Source organism: Paenibacillus rhizosphaerae, assembly GCF_014192015.1.
Lineage (GTDB): Bacteria > Bacillota > Bacilli > Paenibacillales > Paenibacillaceae > Paenibacillus_AQ > Paenibacillus_AQ rhizosphaerae.
The window spans coordinates 430,976-448,418 of sequence record NZ_JACHXJ010000006.1; the positions used below are offsets into that span (position 1 = coordinate 430,976).

Here is a 17,443-nt window from a genome sequence, read left to right on the forward strand (position 1 = left end):
CAAAACTTGCTTTGGATCTTGTTTATTAAGATCGAGCTCATTTAAAGATTTCAAAGCCATTACAATAAATTGCGATGAAAACTTTGCTTAAACGATAAACTCCCCTCCGTTAAACCATGAAGGGGAGTTTTTCACCCTATTTGCGCACAGGCCAAATGGGTTCTTGATCAAATTCTACAGCAATGACCGTGTTCCATTCGTCGCAGGATTCGGCGGGGACATCGATCCAGATCCGATTTACGCTGTACCTTCCTTCTGTCCCGCTCAAGTGTCCGAATATTTCTTCTACTCTGTAAGCGAGTCCTTCTCCCGTCTTCAGCAGCTTCACAGACTTCACTTGGCCTCCCAGTTCACGCACTTCCACAGGGAATCTCGGAATCTCTCTTAGATGCAAATAGATCGTATTTCCCTTTCGGGTCATAGGTCCATAAAAACAAGGAGGATAATGTTCTACAACGCGTTGGGTTCCATAAATACTATCACCCGAGTGGCCAAGCCACGCTCCGATCCGCTGTAATCGTTCGATCGCTTCTCTGGGCCAAGTGCCTTCGGGTCGAGGACCTACATTTAACAGCAGGTTCCCCCCTTTGCTTGCCACTTCGAGCAATGTATCTAGTAGTAGTACTTCGCTTTTATAGGTTGAAGCATCGGAATGATAAGCCCATTGATGATTCATGGTCATGCAGGTCTCCCACCATCCATCCGGCGGATGTGTCGGTACGAATTGTTCTGGCGTCTCATAGTCACCCACGTCTGGCAACCGATCGTTTATGACGAGATGAGGCTGCAAGTTCAACATCATTTGCTTCACTTCACTGCTGCGCCAGCGATCCGCGCCGAATCCCGGAACATCGAACCATATCAGATCAATTCGACCGTAATTGGTTAGTAATTCACGCAGTTGTTCCATAAAGCGCTTATGGAACTGCCACCATCTCGCAGGATCATATGTATTCGGCTTGGGCGATTGAATCCCCTTGCTAATGGGGATGGTAGCGAAGTCAGGATCATGCCAGTCAATGGTCGTAAAATACAACCCCACTTTTAACCCTGCTTCTCTCACAGCCTCGACATAAGGTGCGATCAAATCTTGTTGCGGTCCTCTCTTCGTTGCGCAATAGTCGGTCGTTGCCGTGTCGAAGAGACAGAATCCATCATGATGCTTCGCAGTGAGCACCACGTATTTCGCACCTGCTTCCTTCGCCTGCCGAGCCCATTCTCTAGGATTATAGCTCGTAGGATGGAACTCATCTGCCAGACTTTCATAGGTTTCAACATCCAAATGCTGACTGCTATGGGGCATTAAAGGCCAAGAAGCCTCAATTTCGCGTAAAGCATACGGACCCCAATGAATAAAAACGCCGAATCGAGCTTCATCGAACCATTGGGCTTCGGGATGAACTGCTTTCATGTACATTCAACTCCCCTTGATTTATTCGTGAAAATAGCATGCATGCTACTGAACTCGGTATTCATCAAAATAACGCGGAATGATTTCGGTCGATGCTCCTGGCATCTGCGGCAGCACATAGAATCCGTCCTTTACCGTTGCCGGCTCTTCGAAAATATGACGAATCCAAGGAATATACTCTAACAGGACCGCATTCGGTGTGGATGCAACCAGATGCTGATGAATTTGCCCCATATCGCCGACATGCGGGCATATCGGTAAATCGTATGCGGCGGCTAATCCGGCAATTTGCAGCCATTCGGTAATGCCCGCAACACGCGTGACATCCGCCTGCACATATTCGACTGCACCTTGATGGATGTAATCACGAAACGCATATTTGGAATACACATGCTCGCCAAGTGCAATCGGTACGTTCAGCTCATCTGCTAATTTCCGGTGATTCATGATGTCATCTGGATTCAGCGGTTCCTCGAGCCAGAGAAGGTCGAACTGTTCCAATTTCTTGCCCCATGTCATCGCTGTCGTGATGTTCCATTGCTGGTTCACGTCAATCATCAATCCGACTTGATCCCCGATCGCGCGGCGTACCGCCTGTACCCGAGTAAAGTCCTCACGTGGATCTGGCTTGCCGACTTTCATCTTTACTGCGGTAAATCCCTCTTCAAGAATGCTGGTCATATCGGCAATAAGCCGATCCTGACTCCAATTCAACCAACCGCCATTCGTATTATAAGCTTTAATCTTCTGTGATTTATGTCCGCCGAGCAGCTGCCACAACGGTTTGTTCGAGGCTTTCGCCATGATATCCCATAAGGCAATGTCTACTGCGGCTAAGGCCATATGCGTGACCCCTGCACGACCAATCCAATGCATCTCCCCATATCGCAGCTCATCCCAAATTTGCTTCACCATGAACGGGTCCTTGCCGATCAGCTTCTTAGCATAATAGCGATCAATAGTCGCTGCGATCATCTCGTCTCCTTGTGCGCATGTGCCTGTATAGCCGTAACCCGTGATTCCCTCATCCGTATAGATGCGAATGCCTGTTACGCCCCAATGAGTAGCGACATTAATCGCATCTGTAATCGGCGGAGTGATGGGGACGTGCAAAATAAAGCTCTCTGCCTTTATGATCTTCATGATTCAATCTCCCCTGTTCCCTCGATGTCTTCAATAGCCTAACGATGCCCCGCCATCTACCGGCAAGGCAATGCCTGTGATGAATTGCGATGATTCCGAAGCCAGAAATACGACGGCATCGGCAATTTCCTCTGCACGTGCCGGTCTGCCAAGTGCATGCATCTCATTGAGTGAGGTGCGTACCTGCTCTGGATCGGCCTGCTCCATCGTCCATTTCTCTAGAAGCGGCGTCATCACGCCCGCTGGGCAGATACAGTTCACCCGTACCCTGTCAGGGGCATAATCGATTGCAAGAGCTTTCGTCATGGCGATAATGGCGCCTTTGGTCGCAACGTAGACGGCGTTCTGCTTCTGTCCAACCAAACCATTCAACGAGGCCATATTGACGATACTCCCACACGTGGTCCTTAAATAAGGTATCGTATATTTAATCATCAGATATACGCTCTTCAGGTTAATGTCGATTACCCTTGTCCATTCGTGTTCCAATACCTCTTCCAATGGTTTAGGCAATATGGTTGCAGCATTATTGAATAAGACATCGATCCGACCGAATTGCCTGACAACATCCGTAACAAGCGCTTGAACCGCCATGCCGTCGGATACGTCCGTCTGTATAGCCACTGCTGATCCGTTATAGCGAATGATCTCATGTACGACCCTTCGCGCCTCTTCTTCATTCACTTCTGCAATGACCACGATTGCGCCTTCGGAGGCGAACCTTCTGGCTGTCACTTCACCGATACCGGATCCGCCACCCGTTACAATGCATACTTTCCCTTCAAAAGACAACGTACTTCCTCCTCTCAACCCTTATCATGAATGCTTGCTTCTTGCCTAAGAACGGATAAGCTGTTGAATTTGCTCCGATGCGAGGGCTAACGCTTGTTGTTCCGATAATTCACCTATGATGCAGCTACGAAGCGCTTGCCATAGAATGTCCTCAGCCGTAGGGTACGTTGGGAACTTGGGTGGTATAATGACGCTCGTAGCGATTGTCTCCTCAAATAGAGACCAGCGTCTAGCGGCAATGGAATTCGGTAGAGCCTCCCGCTTCAGGCGTTTCATGATCGATTGTCTTACAGGAACATGACCTTGATCCGCATCTATGGATTGCGCTTCGGGCGAAGTTATGAATTTCAGCAATAAAAGTGCCTCTTCCACATGCTCGCTGGACGCTGGAATCGCGAACGAATGACTTCCGCAGTAGACCGCACGACGGCCGCTTGCCGATTTCGGGGTCAACGCAAGATCGAATACGTTAGCGACGGGTGATTCGGAGAGTAAGCCGAAATAACCTGGCCAATCGGTAACCATCGTACTCTCCCCCTGTCGAAAGGATGCCGATACTTCATCATAATGCATATCCGGCAGCCCTTTCGGTGTCCACCCCCATTGATACCATTGTCTGAGCTTCTGAAGGGCTTCGACTCCCGCTTCACTGGCAAACATAGGCTGTAATTGCTCATCGAATAGCTGCCCGCCGCCACTGATCAATAATTCGAAGAAGGTCCCGAATAACCCGGATTCCATCCCAGGGAATACGAACCCCGTGTAGCCGGCTTCAGTTACACTGGACGCAACATGAGCCAGCTCCTCCCAGGTCTCCGGAACGGATAACCCCAGCTCCTCCAGTCGGTCGCGCCGGTAGAACAGCAGCCTAGCATCAAAATTACGCGGAATACTCATCAATTTACCTTGCACGCGAGCAAGATCCTGAAGAGCGGGAGAGAAATCCTCCAGCTCTTCTGCGGTGAATTCTTGATCTAATCCATATAAATAACGGGCTTGCGAAGGAGCATATTTCGTATGCGTCGATATCAGATCATAGGAAGGTAAGCTGTTCTCCATACATTCTTGTACATGGCGATTCAGCTCAGGATGTGTTCCCTTGAACCCAATATCCACTTGAATCCCGAACTGCTGACTGAATTGCGACAAGCATGAATACAGCGGAGCATAGGCAGGACCGTCAATGAGCGCAACGCGAAGCGTCTTGGAATTCATGTCGTACGTACACCTCTCCGTGGTTTATTTCAGGGATGACAAGAACTCAACCGTCTTCGGATCGGACTGGAATGCGGATGTATCGAACGGCTCGGTCATCGCTTTCTGCGCCATCTCCAGATACTGCGGCAAGCCTAGTTTCTGCAAGCCCTCTACATATGTCTGCCAATCGTTCTCGATGGATTTCGATCCATTAATAAATTGGGCCATGGATTGTTTGACATACTGTTCAATATTCGTCTTCAGCAAGGCGAAGTTCTGGTACTCCTGTGGTTGAATCCAAATCACCCCTGGATACACTTGCTTCGGCTGATGACCGGCATAATTCTTCATCGTCTCCAGCATCAGGAGGGATTCCAATCCATCTGCCGAAAATGGCGCCTTCGCTTCTACAAATCCGTTTCTCCACGTCGTATTTTGGAAAATGGGCCCCATTTGGTTCCAGCCTTCATTCTGCTTCGCGCCAGCAGAGTAGAATTTGTCAGACTGCGTAATGAACAGCGCTTGTTCTCCGCTCAGCCCCTTAACCCCGTCTCCTGCTTTGGTCCAATACTTCCCTTCCTGCCCGAAATTCATCATTTGGGTGCCTTCAGGCGTATAGATGAAATCGACGAGTTTGATCATTCGCACAATTTGCTCTTCCGTAGCGTTTTTCGTAACGACGAACGTCAGGGATTTAGGCGTATTTCCGCTGAATGCTGCATATTGGGTACCATCCGGCCCTTTCAAAGGGGGTACGGTACTCCAGTTCGGATAATTCGGGTTAGCGGTATCAATGAATCCCGCGCTGTACAAATACGGTACGACGCCTACTTTGTTCTGCGCAGCCAACTGCTTGATGACCTCGCTCTTCTGGCTGAAAGCTTGCTTATCAAGGAGTCCTTTCGCGTACAAATCACGGATATAGGTAAGTCCCTTCTTCCATCCTTCTTGTACAGGTGCATAGCTCACTTTCCCATCCTCTACGTTGAAGAAATCGGAGCCATTGTCATAGATGAAGGCATTCATGAGGAAGATGGTCGGATCAAACCCGTCGGAGGTGCCGGACAACGGTACGAGCCCATTGTCTTTAAAGGTCTGCAGGACATTCGTCAGCTCATCCGTCGTCGTCGGCATAGACAAGCCGAATTTGTTCAGATTATCGGTATTAATCCAGAATTTCTGTCCCCAATAGCAATGAATGCATGAATTATAGCTAGGCACGCCATAAATTTTCCCGTCCGGTGCGGTCATCGCTTGCTTCAGACCTGGCGCGGTCTCCATCGCTTTCGTCAAATTTGGAGCATACTTCTCGATATAAGAGTTGAGCGGGACGATGATGCCTTGCTTTGAATATTTCAGAATATCTGACGGTGAAAAGCTGCCCGACCAGAAGGCATCCGGATAGTTGCCGCTGGACAACAGAAGGGATTGCTTTGTTAAATAATCACTGGATGGCGCGATATTCCATTGGATGTTCAGTTTGAAGGTTTCTTTCACATAACCGGTGAACCAGTTCGTTTTGAGGTCTATGACATCGGAAGAAGGAACCGCGAAGAAAGAAACATCGACCACTTTGTTCTCGTCAACCGCTCCATTGCTATTCGTCGATGCATTATTGTTCGTAGGTTCTGTCGAACTGCCTGAGCAAGCGGATAATATAATCATGATGGATGCCATCATGACCGCCAATACCGTTCGATTAATACGAAGCATGCATATCCCTCCAAAATTCGAAATGAAAATCACCCGAATGCCCTTCCGTGCTCATTCTTTGATGGAACCCACCATCACCCCTTTGACGAAATATTTTTGAATGAAAGGATACAAGATCAACACCGGGATGCTGGCCATCACAATCACGGAATATTTCAGGAGTGTCTTCATATCTTCGAACTGCTTGAGTTGTTCCGGAGATAACGTAATCGAGTTCGTCGAGACATTGTTTAAGACCAGAATTTCACGCAAGATGAGCTGCAGCGGGTAGAGATTCTCACTGTTCAGAAAGATCAGCGCGTTAAAATAGGAGTTCCAATTGCCCACGGCAGCCCAGAGCAGCAATACCGCAATAACAGGCTTGGATAGCGGGAGAACGATTCGTGTTAAGAACTTCGTATCATTGCAGCCATCGAGCTGAGCAGCTTCATACAAATCATTTGGGATCGAGCTTTGGAAGAATGTTTTGGCGACGATAATCGAGAAGATGTTGAGCGCGCCTGGAAGGATCATCGCCCAACGTGTATCGAGCAGATGAAGAGATTTGATCACGAGATAGTAAGGAATTAATCCCCCGCTGAACAGCATCGCGAACAACAACGCCCACATGAGAACTTTCCTGCCCATAAACGTCTTACGTGATAAGGGATAAGCCATCATGATGGTCAGAGCAACGCTAAGGATAGACCCCGATACGGTATAGATGAGGGAATTGAGGTAACCCGTCCAGATCTGCTGATATTGGAACACGGCTTGATACCCGTACCACGTAGGTTCTACCGGGAACAACCATACTTTACCGGACATGACGGCAGCCGATGAGCTGAACGATGAGCTAACAATATAGATTAGGGGGTAAGCGACGCATAATAGAATGATACTTAGAAAGATATAAATAACGACGATGCTCACTCGGTCGCTCCAAGGCTCGCGAATGTGTTTGGCTTTCTCCATGGCTATCCCCCTCATCAGAACAGACTCGAATCCGAAAATTTTCTAGCGAGCACATTCGTTGTGAAAATCAGAATGAACCCAACAACGGAGTTGAACAAGCCGACGGCGACCCCGAAGCTGTAGTTGGTGTTCACTAACCCAATTTTGTACACATACGTGGATATGACTTCGGACGTGCTCAGGTTCAACATGTTCTGAAGCAGAAAGACTTTCTCGAATCCTACGCTCATCAGCCCGCCAACGGCTAAAATGAATAGCACGATGATCGTTGGGCGAATCGCAGGCAAATCGATATGAATGATTTTCTGAATGCGGGATGCACCGTCAATTTTAGAGGCTTCATAGAGCTCTGGGTTTACGTTCGCTAATGCTGCAAGATAAATGACGGCGCCATAACCTGTCTCCTGCCAAACACCTGACCAGACATACAGAGATGAGAAAGCTTTCGATTCGCCTAGAACATCATAGACATTTTCTACGCCGAAGAGATGGGATAATTGACCGTAAAGTCCTGTTGTGGGGGATAAAATAATGTTAATCATGCCGACTAACACAACGGTGGAAATAAAGTATGGGGCATACGTAAACATTTGCACGATTTTCTTAAAACGTTGATTCTTCACTTCATTGAGCGCGAGTGCGAGTAGGATGGTGGCAGGTGTTCCGATACATAATGCGTAGACACTAAGAAGGAGGGTGTTTTTGATAATTGGCCAGAAGTAAGGTGAACCGAAGAACATCTCGAACTGCTCCCCTCCGACCCATGGACTGTGCCAAATGCCTTGTGTGGGGTTGAACTCTTTAAATGCAATCTGGACGCCGATCATCGGGACGTAATTAAACGTGATGAGGAATAGAACGGGTAATGCCACGATACAATAAAGCTGCCAATGCCGATAAATGTTTTTCCTCCACAAACTCACTGTGCGAATAAACATGATCGTCCCCTCCGCTATTATGTAATCGCATTCAAAACCATAAATCGTGTATGATTTATTTTGAATAATATCATACACGATTTATAGTGTAAAGCGGAATATGGAAGTTACTTGAAATTGTCTCGCAACCGTTGATATGCCTGGTGTAGATGGATTCTGGAAGCTTCTACGGCTTTTTCTGTATCCTTCTCGAGCAAAGCTAACACGATTCTTCGATGTTCTGCAATCTCCGCGTTCATGTCGATCTTGTAATGGACCAAGTTCAAGTAACGGTGAACCCGTTCGATTAAAGCCGTGACCATCTGTTTCAGGTTCTCATTACCTGCATAAGCAAATATCGTTCCATGCAGATCATGGTTCATCTTGGAGATGACATTCTCTTCGTGGCTCGCTTCCCACATTTGTTCAACCGCATCGAGCTCTTGCAGAATTTGTTCGAGTCGGAACTTGGGGATATGCGGAGCAGCCTTTCGAACAGCAAGTTCTTCTAATGCAAAACGAATTTCGAAGATTTCGTCGATATCCGTCATGTTCATTTCTGCGACATACATCCCTTTAAACGGTACGACTTTGACAAATCCATCGGAAGCCAAGCGGAACAATGCCTCTCGAATGGGGATATTGCTGACGCCCAAATCTCTCGCTAATTGATCGATATTGATTTTGTTTCCTGCGGATATGTCATGGGACAGGATTTTTTGCTTCAACAAACCATAAAGTTCATCCGTTAAAACATAGCGGCTCAATCGTTTATCTGCCAAGGGGCTCATCTCCATTTTTTACGAGTTGCCCCAAGTATATCATGTATCATATATGAAATGTACGATTGCAATGGGAAATACACCCAATCCAAGCGTTTTAAAAAACGCACATTGGATGCATAGCTTCGGTGCTGAAAACCGACCTTTTTGAACACGAACCTTTACGGATATTTACGACTCGGCTACCATCGTATTGGTGATGGAGCCCAGCTTTTCGATTTGTATGGTGACTTGATCGCCGTCTTTCAGATACACCTGCTGCTCTGGGGGATAACCGAGCACAACTCCTTCCGGCGTTCCAGTCAAAATAATATCGCCGGGAACAAGGGTCATATGCTGGGAAATATAGCTGACGATCTCATCGCAGTAAAAGATCATATCCGACGTATTGGAATGCTGACGCACTTCTCCATTGACAAGGCATTGAATATCCAGATCATTCGGATTGCCTACTTCATCCGCCGTGACCAAATACGGCCCCAAAGGCGAAAATTTATCGCAGGATTTGCCGAGCAGCCACTGATGGGTGCGAAGCTGCAAATCACGTGCGGATAAATCATTCACATTGCAGTACCCGAATACATGGGAAAGTGCGTTTTCTTTGGAAATATACTTGGCCGTTTTGCCCATGACGATGACCAGTTCTGCCTCATAATCTACTTTCTGCGAAACTTTCGGAAGCGGAATCAGTTCGCCGGCTCCTGCCAGGGTGTTGTTAAATTTATTAAAAAGAATCGGGTATTCCGGAATCGGTGCATTCGTTTCTTCCGCATGCTTCCGGTAATTCAAGCCTACACAGATGATTTTATTCGGGTGTGTCACGCAGGGCCCTAGCGTTAGTGACGACTCCTGCAGCATATAAGTGCGGATTACATCATCGAATTGCAGCACATGATCCACATATTCGCCAAGGGCAGCCAGTGCTTTATCTCCGCCATCCAGCACCTCATGGATCGTTGTCGGAATCGCCTTTTCAGATGGGATCAAGGATAGCGCCCCTAGGACATCCAGGACTCCATCATCCGTTTTCACTCCAAGCCGATATTGGTCATTATGAATAAACGTTAGTAATTTCAAGAGATCACCCTCCTAATAAAATGTTAAGCATTCTTGCCGAATACGACGCCGCCATCGATATACAGCGGAGAGCCCATCATAAGCTTCGATTCATCCGAGGCAAGGAACAAAGCCGCTTTAGCGACATCTTCCGGTCTGCCCAGTTCGCCGCTAAGCTGGCGTTTTTTAAGGGACTCTATCGCAGCTTCGGGATTCTCGTAGCTGTTATTTAAATAATTCTCCACAAAGGGTGTCAGAATGGTTCCGGGGAGCAGCGCATTGACACGAATATCATAAGGCGCATAGTCTACCTGCATCGATTTCGTCAGTGCCAAAACAGCACCTTTCGTCGCCGAATAGGAAGCGCGCTTCGCCAAACCGATTTCCGCAATGCACGATGACATATTAATGATAGAACCCGATTTGCGCTGCATCATATGAGGCAGTGCATATTTGCTTGGCAAGTAAACGCCGCGAATATTCACGCTCATCACCCGGTCCCATACATCCGGTTCAACCTCATGCAAAGCCCCGACCCCGCTAATTCCGGCATTATTGAACAGAACATCGATATGGCCGAAAGCAGCAATAGTCTGCTCCACCATCGCTTGGACTGAGGCCGGATCCGTCACATCCGCTTGTATGAATATCCCTTTACTACCCATTCCAACGATTTCCTGTACGGTTTCTTCTCCCTTCTGCGCATCCAGGTCGTTGACAATCACCGTTGCCCCTTCTTGGGCAAAGAGCAGTGCCGCAGCTTTTCCGATTCCGGATCCGGAACCCGTAATAAGCGCTATTTTTCCTGCCAGTCTCATTTTGACTCCTCCTATTCAATTTTCTTCGCCTAAAACAATCGCTGACCCGGGAATAAGCTGATGAATCTAATATCACGTTCTCTATTTCAGTACACCAATCCTTCTCTTCATAGAAAAAAATTACACGGTTCAATGCGAATTGACCTGGAACGATTTGCTTCGGGCAAACATAAAAAACTCCCCTCACTCATCGTAAGGGGAGCATCTCCCTAAATCACTAGTATGATATATACAAAATCCAGTTCAAAAGCTCTTACCCCTTCAATCCGCCTTTTCCAATAACGTCTCCGTGGTCAGCGTAAAGCCCTCGATAACAGCATCTTCGTCAACCTCAATCATGATGCAGCGTTTGCCTTGAAAGCTCACCTGTTTGATATACCTTAAATCCTGTGGACTGATCGTAATCGTGGCTACCTTGGTTTCGATCTTGATCGATTTGGATGTGAATTTCGGGATCACACTGTTCGCCTTCAATTCATAGTTCTTATCGTCAACGATGGTCTCAAACGCCCGTTCCACTGCTTCCTTGGTCACGTTATCCACGCCGCTTGCGGTCAGCACGCGTTCCACATCGGTATAATCCAGCTTCGCCGGTTCTTCCTCATCCTGGTGGGATTCAATCACTTGGTGGATCTCCTCGTACACATGTGCGATCGTGGCTGAGTCCAGCTGTTCACCCGCCACTTCCTTCACGATGTCTTCAAAAATCTCTCGCTCTTCCATGGCCGTCACAGACCGTTCCGCATTCAACACATCAGAGATGAACCGCTCATTCGGATCATTCGATTTCCCTGTAGCATAGAGAACCCGGTTCACGTCGGAATAATTGTCCGTCACGCTGGGATAGAAAAACCCTTGCTCCGGAGTGCTGAGCTTGATAATCGGATCGACAATAACATTGTACTTAAACTCTCTCTCCACATAGTCGAACAAGAGCGCCTTCCGCTGCTTCTCCGTAGAGTTCACGCTGCATAGGATGAACGGATGCCCGAACACTTCGTCGTTCCCGGTCTCCTCCGCTTCATCATTCCTCGCCTTGGTCGGCCGGTAGTATTGTCCGCGTACGAACGTGATGACCGTATCCCGTTCATACGTCGTGTCCGCCAACATTTTGTTCACGAGCAGCATCATCAGATCCTGCCACTCCTCCGGATCTCCCGTCTGGATCGCTTGGTGAAGCAGCACCTTCGAAGGGTCCTCCGCTTCATCCTGAAACTTAAGCTCGAACAGCTTATGATCCAATTCACCGGTCAGCAGCTTTTTGAAATTGCCCATGTACAGCTCCTGCTTCTCCCGGTCCACTAACTCAAAGGGATTCCGCTCCCAATGATAAATCTCGTTCGTTTCTTTCATAATGTACACGTTCAGAATATCGAAAATCTTCATCAATTCATTATCCAGCTTAAACTGCTTGCGAATGTGCGCGATTTCTTTCTTGTTCATAGTTCGTCAGACAACTCCTAGAAAGTAAAATTGGCTATATCAGTATAAACGAAACAAAAACCCTTCGCTATACAGAATGAACTAAAGCATTGTTGTAGGCCGCGATCGGACGGTCATAACAGGAAGTTCGATGCCAAACTTTAGTTCAATCGATATAAAAGGGGTTTTCGTCAACAACGAAAGTTATTAATATTCAACACGTGCTACGCCGCAGCTCATAAAAATACTGCACAACAGGATGCTTTAACTTCATTTTCTCGGACATGTTCAAAATCCGCTTTTTCCCAACGCGTCTGTCCACCAAAGCCAGAATATTCAATAAGATATCTTTGCTCTCCATGCTTTCTTCTATAGAAGTAGATAAAAATTGATTAGCTAGAGCGACAAAATTGGATTTACTTAATGAAGCCTGTGCTGACATAAGCTCCTTGGCATATCCTGTTATCTTTCGGTTTCTGGCAATGACTTTTAGACGATCCTCCGGAACGGTCCCCTTGGTATCCTTTCGGACCGCTTCCATTTCTTCAGCGCTGATCGGAATCTGGATATCGGGGTCATTCTTAATTTCCAGCTCCGTCTGATACCACCGGATTGGACTCGCTTTATCATTCATTCGGAGGACGTCCTTTTTATCTACCGAAATATAACAAAGCCCTGCTTTATCAGGCAAATAACGATAACCCGTTGCACGGTATTCAACCCTTCCAACTAACGCAGGACTGAGAAAACTCTCCAGCTGCTGCTTCAATTTACTCCAGGACATGGTTCCTCCTATATTCTCAAACCAGGTTTTCTTTTTTTGAAAAATACTATTTCGTTTCATTGCGCCTCTGTTCAGTATGAATAACCTCCTGCTAAAAAACAACCCATAACGTCTGCACGGCCATTTTCCTTCGTTTCGGTGTCACACTTCTATCAGTACGAACCGGAACATATCATCGAGGTCCCTCGCAACAAAATCGACCAACGCCGCTTCACTTTTTTTTTCAAATTCGCCAGGCAATTCTATATTTTCTATATTTTCTCCCTTGAGGCAGGTATATTGATCTGCCCATATATTTCAGCCAGTTGCCGAACGGTACCCGTTTGTTCTTCGCCTCGGGATCGTGCGTCATGTTTCTCTGTCCTTTAGTGACTTTTATCACTTTTTCGGTGATCGCAGCGGAGTATACTGTTTCTGACAGACCAATGACAACGCGGAAGTATGTTGACCTGAACGACCAATCACTCACGAAACGGGGGAGAATCATGAGTAACAACGCGACAGAGCCGTCCTTGAATCATCAGCCGTCCATGTTCTGCTTTCAATGCCAGGAAGCATCCAAAGGAACAGGCTGCACCCTAGTCGGCGTATGCGGCAAACCGCATGACGTGGCGAACCTGCAGGATTTGCTGATTTATCTGCTGAAAGGGATCTCTTATCTCAGTCTGGATGTCCGGCTGCCGGAAGGGCTGGAACAGCGCGTATCGCTGTTTATCATGGACTCCTTGTTTGCAACCATTACGAACGCCAACTTTGACCACGAGGTTTTTGTGGGGAGAATCCGGGAAGCGATCGCGCTCCGCGGCGAGGTGCGCGCCTATTATAACGAACAATATCCGGAAGGAACGGCTCATCTCCCGGATGCTGCTGTCTGGGAAGCGGATCATGAAACCGCAATGGATGAAAAAGCGCGTACGGTTGGTGTTCTCTCCACCCGCAACGAAGACATCCGCTCGCTGCGTGAATTAATTACGTACGGCTTGAAGGGAATGGCTGCGTATACGTACCACGCGCTTCATCTGGAGCGAGACGACATCGAATTGAACCGATTTATGCGCCGTGCGCTTGCGGCTACGCTGGACGACAGCCTTGAGGTGCCGGATCTGGTCGCTTTGACGATGGAAACCGGCAAATACGGCGTAACCGCCATGGCGATGCTGGACGAAGCGAACACATCCGTGTACGGACATCCGGAGATTACGAAGGTCAATATCGGGGTTCGAGACCGGCCCGGCATTCTCATCAGCGGCCACGACCTGAAGGATTTGGAGGAGCTGCTGAAGCAGACGGAAGGAACCGGCGTGGACGTGTACACGCATAGTGAAATGCTGCCTGCCCACTATTATCCGGCTTTCAAAAAATATGAGCATTTTGTAGGCAATTACGGAAATGCCTGGTGGAAGCAGAATAGCGAATTTGCGTCTTTTAACGGGCCGATTCTGATGACGACCAACTGTATCATTCCGCCGAAGGACAGTTATAAGGACCGTATTTATACGACGGGCAATACCGGCTTTCCGGGTGTTCGCCATATCCCGGAGGCAGCGGACGGAGCTGCCAAGGACTTCTCCGCACTGATCGAGCAAGCAAAAGGGTGCCCGGCTCCAACAGAGCTTGAAACCGGTGAGATCATCGGCGGCTTCGCCCATGCGGCTGTGATGAACGTGGCCGACCAAGTCGTCGATGCCGTGAAATCCGGCGCGATCCGCCGATTCTTCGTCATGGCCGGCTGCGATGGACGGATGAAATCCCGGAATTATTACACCGATTTTGCGGCTGAACTTCCACAGGACACGGTCATCCTGACCGCAGGCTGTGCCAAATACAAATACAATAAGCTGGATCTGGGTGAAATCGGCGGTATTCCGCGGGTTCTGGACGCCGGGCAATGCAATGATTCCTACTCCCTGGTCGTCATTGCATTAAAGCTGAAAGAAGTATTCGGCCTTGAGGATATCAACGAACTGCCGATTTCCTACAACATCGCCTGGTACGAGCAAAAAGCGGTGATCGTGCTGCTTGCCCTGCTTTATCTTGGCGTCAAAAATATCCACCTTGGCCCTACGCTTCCTGCATTCCTGTCACCTAACGTGGCCAAGGTCCTCGTGGACAACTTCGGGATCGGCGGCATTACCAATGTGGAAGATGACATGAACATGTTCCTGGGTGCCTGATTTCTGCATCTAAACACCAAAAAGAAGACACACAGGAGGATCCTGTTGTCTTCTTTTCTTTTAGACTTTTTATCCCAGCACTAACTCAAAACGAGCGAAAATATCTTCTTCATACCACATCGTGAAATTCGTTCCCCATGTGGTGTTCAATAGTGTAAACGTAAATTTATGGTTGTCTGGATGGTATTTGTTGTTATAACTTAGATTGTTATTGGTTCCGATTCCCAGCAGTGGGGCATCAATAGGTTTTATATTGATTTTTTTATCGCTGCCATCGTAAATTAACTCTTCAATCATGTGCTGCAGCTTATTTCCGTGACTTACCACTTCAAAAGGTGAAATAACGGTATCCATTTTACGAATCTTCGTTAAGTACGGTGAATTCAAACGTGGTGTCATGTCAAAAGAATAAATTTCCGGATAACGAATGGCATCTTTATCCTGTAATAAAAGGGCAATTTCAACTTTATCTCCAAATTGATATTTAACCTTTACCACTCTTGGAGCACCATACTCCTCCACAGCTCTTTGGCTATACTTTAAAGTGGCAATCATCGAATCATTTTCCTTAACTAATTTAATAACATGTGGTGTGAAATGTTCATTCCATTGAATGCGTTTTTGAATTTCCATTCCCGGCTTTAAGAAGTCGATGGCCCACCAATTATGCTGCAATTCACGCAAATAGTTGTAACGCAGATTATCATAGTCATTTTGCCCGGCAATGGTATAGCTCAGCACCCCGAGTTTGTTGTCCTGATCAAAGTAAAGGATTCCATCCTTTTCTAAATGGTTGATCGAACCATCGCTAGCAAACATCACTTGATACCCGTTGATCGAAATCAATTCTTCCAAACCACATTCAATCCCTTGGTTTTCAAAGATATGATAGGGAACTTCGATCCGTTTTTTAATGTGATGTTGATCTTCAGGCTCCAAACAAGCGATTGCACGATCAATGTTCTTGCGTTGTTCTTTCCAGGAAGACTCATAAAATTTGTACGAACGATCCGTCCACTCATTATAGGTGAATTTCATTTCGCCAACCGTTGCATCTTTAACAATGCCATAAGCGTAGGTTAAATCAGCATCGGTAATTTGGTCTAAACTGCGCGCTCGCTGGAAGTCTTTCTTTTCATAATTCATATAGTCACTGAAATAGCGTTTGATATCCATTCCCCAAGTATGCTCTGGAACTAACATCGCGTAGAAATTAGCATCATCATTTTCTATTTGGTGATCAGACATGTAATTCGTTAAAATCCGGTAATCACGAATGATTTTCGGATCAGACATCGTTCCGTGAATCCATGTGTCCCCAATCTCCTCTGTAATCACGGGCAGTTGGTCACGTACTTCCCAAAGTTCATTGGCAAACGGATCCATGGAAGTCATTTCAAGCTCATAGTCTGGATACTCATTGGCCATTTTTGACAAGTAAGCGTTAATTTTCTCTTGAGTTCCTGGACCACTATTATCATGAGTGTGCATAAACGCCAGCTTGTTATCCATGCAATCCACTCCGATGACGCCGCCATAGTCGTCTGAATAAGAGACAATGATCTCACTTTCGCCATGCTTCCATAGAAAAGTATCCGGAACTTCTGGAATGGAGCTCGAGCCATTTACACCAATGTGCAGGAATTTAATTCCTTGACGATATAACTCATCAACAATCCCGATCGTATGTCCTGGGACGTCCGTCATCTTTGCGCTTGTTGTTTTGTATCCATAACGAGCATCTAACTTTTTTGAGATGGAAATGATGTAATGTAAGGTTTGAGGTGTCATCGCTTCAGAGTGAAACGTACACGGGATGGCGTGCCAGCGTATGTAACCTTTCTTTATGGCGTCGTCCAGCTTTTTACAAGCTTCTTCATCCATGGTTTTGAAGTAATATTCAATAATAAAGCTGCCTGTTGTCCAAACAAAGTCTTTGCCCTCTTTTCTTAAGTCTTCAGCTAAAGTGATTGCGTTTTGAATGTAATCATGGCAATACTTGTGCAGGACATTTTCTGCTAAATCGGTAAAACCAATGTCCAAATGAGTTTTGTTCACCACATAGATTTTTTTCATGTCTATCATCACGCCTTTCTTAGTCATCATACGTCGTGAATATCTACTAACAAGAAAACGAATTTTTGATCGTGTCATCTGATATGATAAACGCCCAAACGACATCATTCTTTGAACGAACGAGACAACATTTTGTATGGTGTGGACATGATGATGAATAAATGATCATCGTACCGGCGCTGTTGCTCCGGTTACTTCAATAAG

14 protein-coding genes are annotated in these 17,443 nt (G+C 46.9%); 1 reads left to right on the forward strand and 13 read right to left on the reverse strand.

Features of this window, described 5'->3' with window-relative positions; translation table 11 throughout:
• Positions 1-136: 136 nt before the first annotated feature.
• From FHS19_RS29590 to FHS19_RS29645, 12 genes are all read right to left on the reverse strand, one after another.
• Positions 137-1,411, reverse strand: a complete 1,275-nt coding sequence (locus FHS19_RS29590) for an alpha-L-fucosidase (RefSeq protein ID WP_183586030.1) — start codon at positions 1,409-1,411, stop codon at positions 137-139.
• Between the two features lie 45 nt (positions 1,412-1,456).
• Positions 1,457-2,554 (reverse strand): mandelate racemase/muconate lactonizing enzyme family protein, encoded by a 1,098-nt coding sequence (locus FHS19_RS29595; RefSeq protein ID WP_183586032.1) that lies wholly within the window; start codon positions 2,552-2,554, stop codon positions 1,457-1,459.
• Positions 2,555-2,584: 30 nt separating this feature from the next.
• On the reverse strand, positions 2,585-3,346 hold the full coding sequence (locus tag FHS19_RS29600; protein WP_183586034.1) for an SDR family NAD(P)-dependent oxidoreductase: 762 nt from the start codon (positions 3,344-3,346) through the stop codon (positions 2,585-2,587).
• A gap of 45 nt (positions 3,347-3,391) precedes the next feature.
• Complete coding sequence (locus tag FHS19_RS29605; protein ID WP_183586044.1) at positions 3,392-4,561, reverse strand: ABC transporter substrate-binding protein; 1,170 nt, start codon at positions 4,559-4,561, stop codon at positions 3,392-3,394.
• A gap of 24 nt (positions 4,562-4,585) precedes the next feature.
• Positions 4,586-6,256, reverse strand: coding sequence for a type 2 periplasmic-binding domain-containing protein (locus tag FHS19_RS29610; RefSeq protein ID WP_183586051.1), 1,671 nt, complete (start codon positions 6,254-6,256; stop codon positions 4,586-4,588).
• Positions 6,257-6,307: 51 nt separating this feature from the next.
• Positions 6,308-7,210 (reverse strand): carbohydrate ABC transporter permease, encoded by a 903-nt coding sequence (locus FHS19_RS29615; protein WP_183586053.1) that lies wholly within the window; start codon positions 7,208-7,210, stop codon positions 6,308-6,310.
• Positions 7,211-7,224: 14 nt separating this feature from the next.
• The gene (locus FHS19_RS29620) at positions 7,225-8,148 is read right to left on the reverse strand and encodes an ABC transporter permease (RefSeq protein ID WP_183586055.1); all 924 of its coding nucleotides are present in this window, start codon (positions 8,146-8,148) and stop codon (positions 7,225-7,227) included.
• A gap of 107 nt (positions 8,149-8,255) precedes the next feature.
• Complete coding sequence (locus FHS19_RS29625) at positions 8,256-8,909, reverse strand: GntR family transcriptional regulator (RefSeq protein WP_246426888.1); 654 nt, start codon at positions 8,907-8,909, stop codon at positions 8,256-8,258.
• Positions 8,910-9,080: 171 nt separating this feature from the next.
• The gene (locus FHS19_RS29630; RefSeq protein WP_183586057.1) at positions 9,081-9,986 is read right to left on the reverse strand and encodes a fumarylacetoacetate hydrolase family protein; all 906 of its coding nucleotides are present in this window, start codon (positions 9,984-9,986) and stop codon (positions 9,081-9,083) included.
• Between the two features lie 23 nt (positions 9,987-10,009).
• Entirely contained in the window at positions 10,010-10,783 is a 774-nt protein-coding gene (locus FHS19_RS29635; RefSeq protein ID WP_183586059.1) for an SDR family NAD(P)-dependent oxidoreductase, read from the reverse strand.
• Between the two features lie 261 nt (positions 10,784-11,044).
• Positions 11,045-12,226, reverse strand: a complete 1,182-nt coding sequence (locus tag FHS19_RS29640; protein ID WP_183586061.1) for a DUF4317 domain-containing protein — start codon at positions 12,224-12,226, stop codon at positions 11,045-11,047.
• A gap of 193 nt (positions 12,227-12,419) precedes the next feature.
• Positions 12,420-12,989: an SF0329 family protein gene (locus tag FHS19_RS29645; RefSeq protein WP_183586063.1), complete on the reverse strand. Its 570-nt coding sequence runs from the start codon at positions 12,987-12,989 to the stop codon at positions 12,420-12,422.
• 485 nt (positions 12,990-13,474) lie between these two features.
• Here FHS19_RS29645 and hcp point away from each other — a divergent pair, with 485 nt between their 5' ends.
• Positions 13,475-15,163: a hydroxylamine reductase gene (hcp, locus tag FHS19_RS29650; RefSeq protein WP_183586065.1), complete on the forward strand. Its 1,689-nt coding sequence runs from the start codon at positions 13,475-13,477 to the stop codon at positions 15,161-15,163.
• A gap of 69 nt (positions 15,164-15,232) precedes the next feature.
• Here the strand turns inward: hcp and FHS19_RS29655 are convergent, their stop codons facing one another.
• Positions 15,233-17,239, reverse strand: a complete 2,007-nt coding sequence (locus FHS19_RS29655) for a DUF5054 domain-containing protein (RefSeq protein WP_183586067.1) — start codon at positions 17,237-17,239, stop codon at positions 15,233-15,235.
• Positions 17,240-17,443 lie beyond the last annotated feature (204 nt).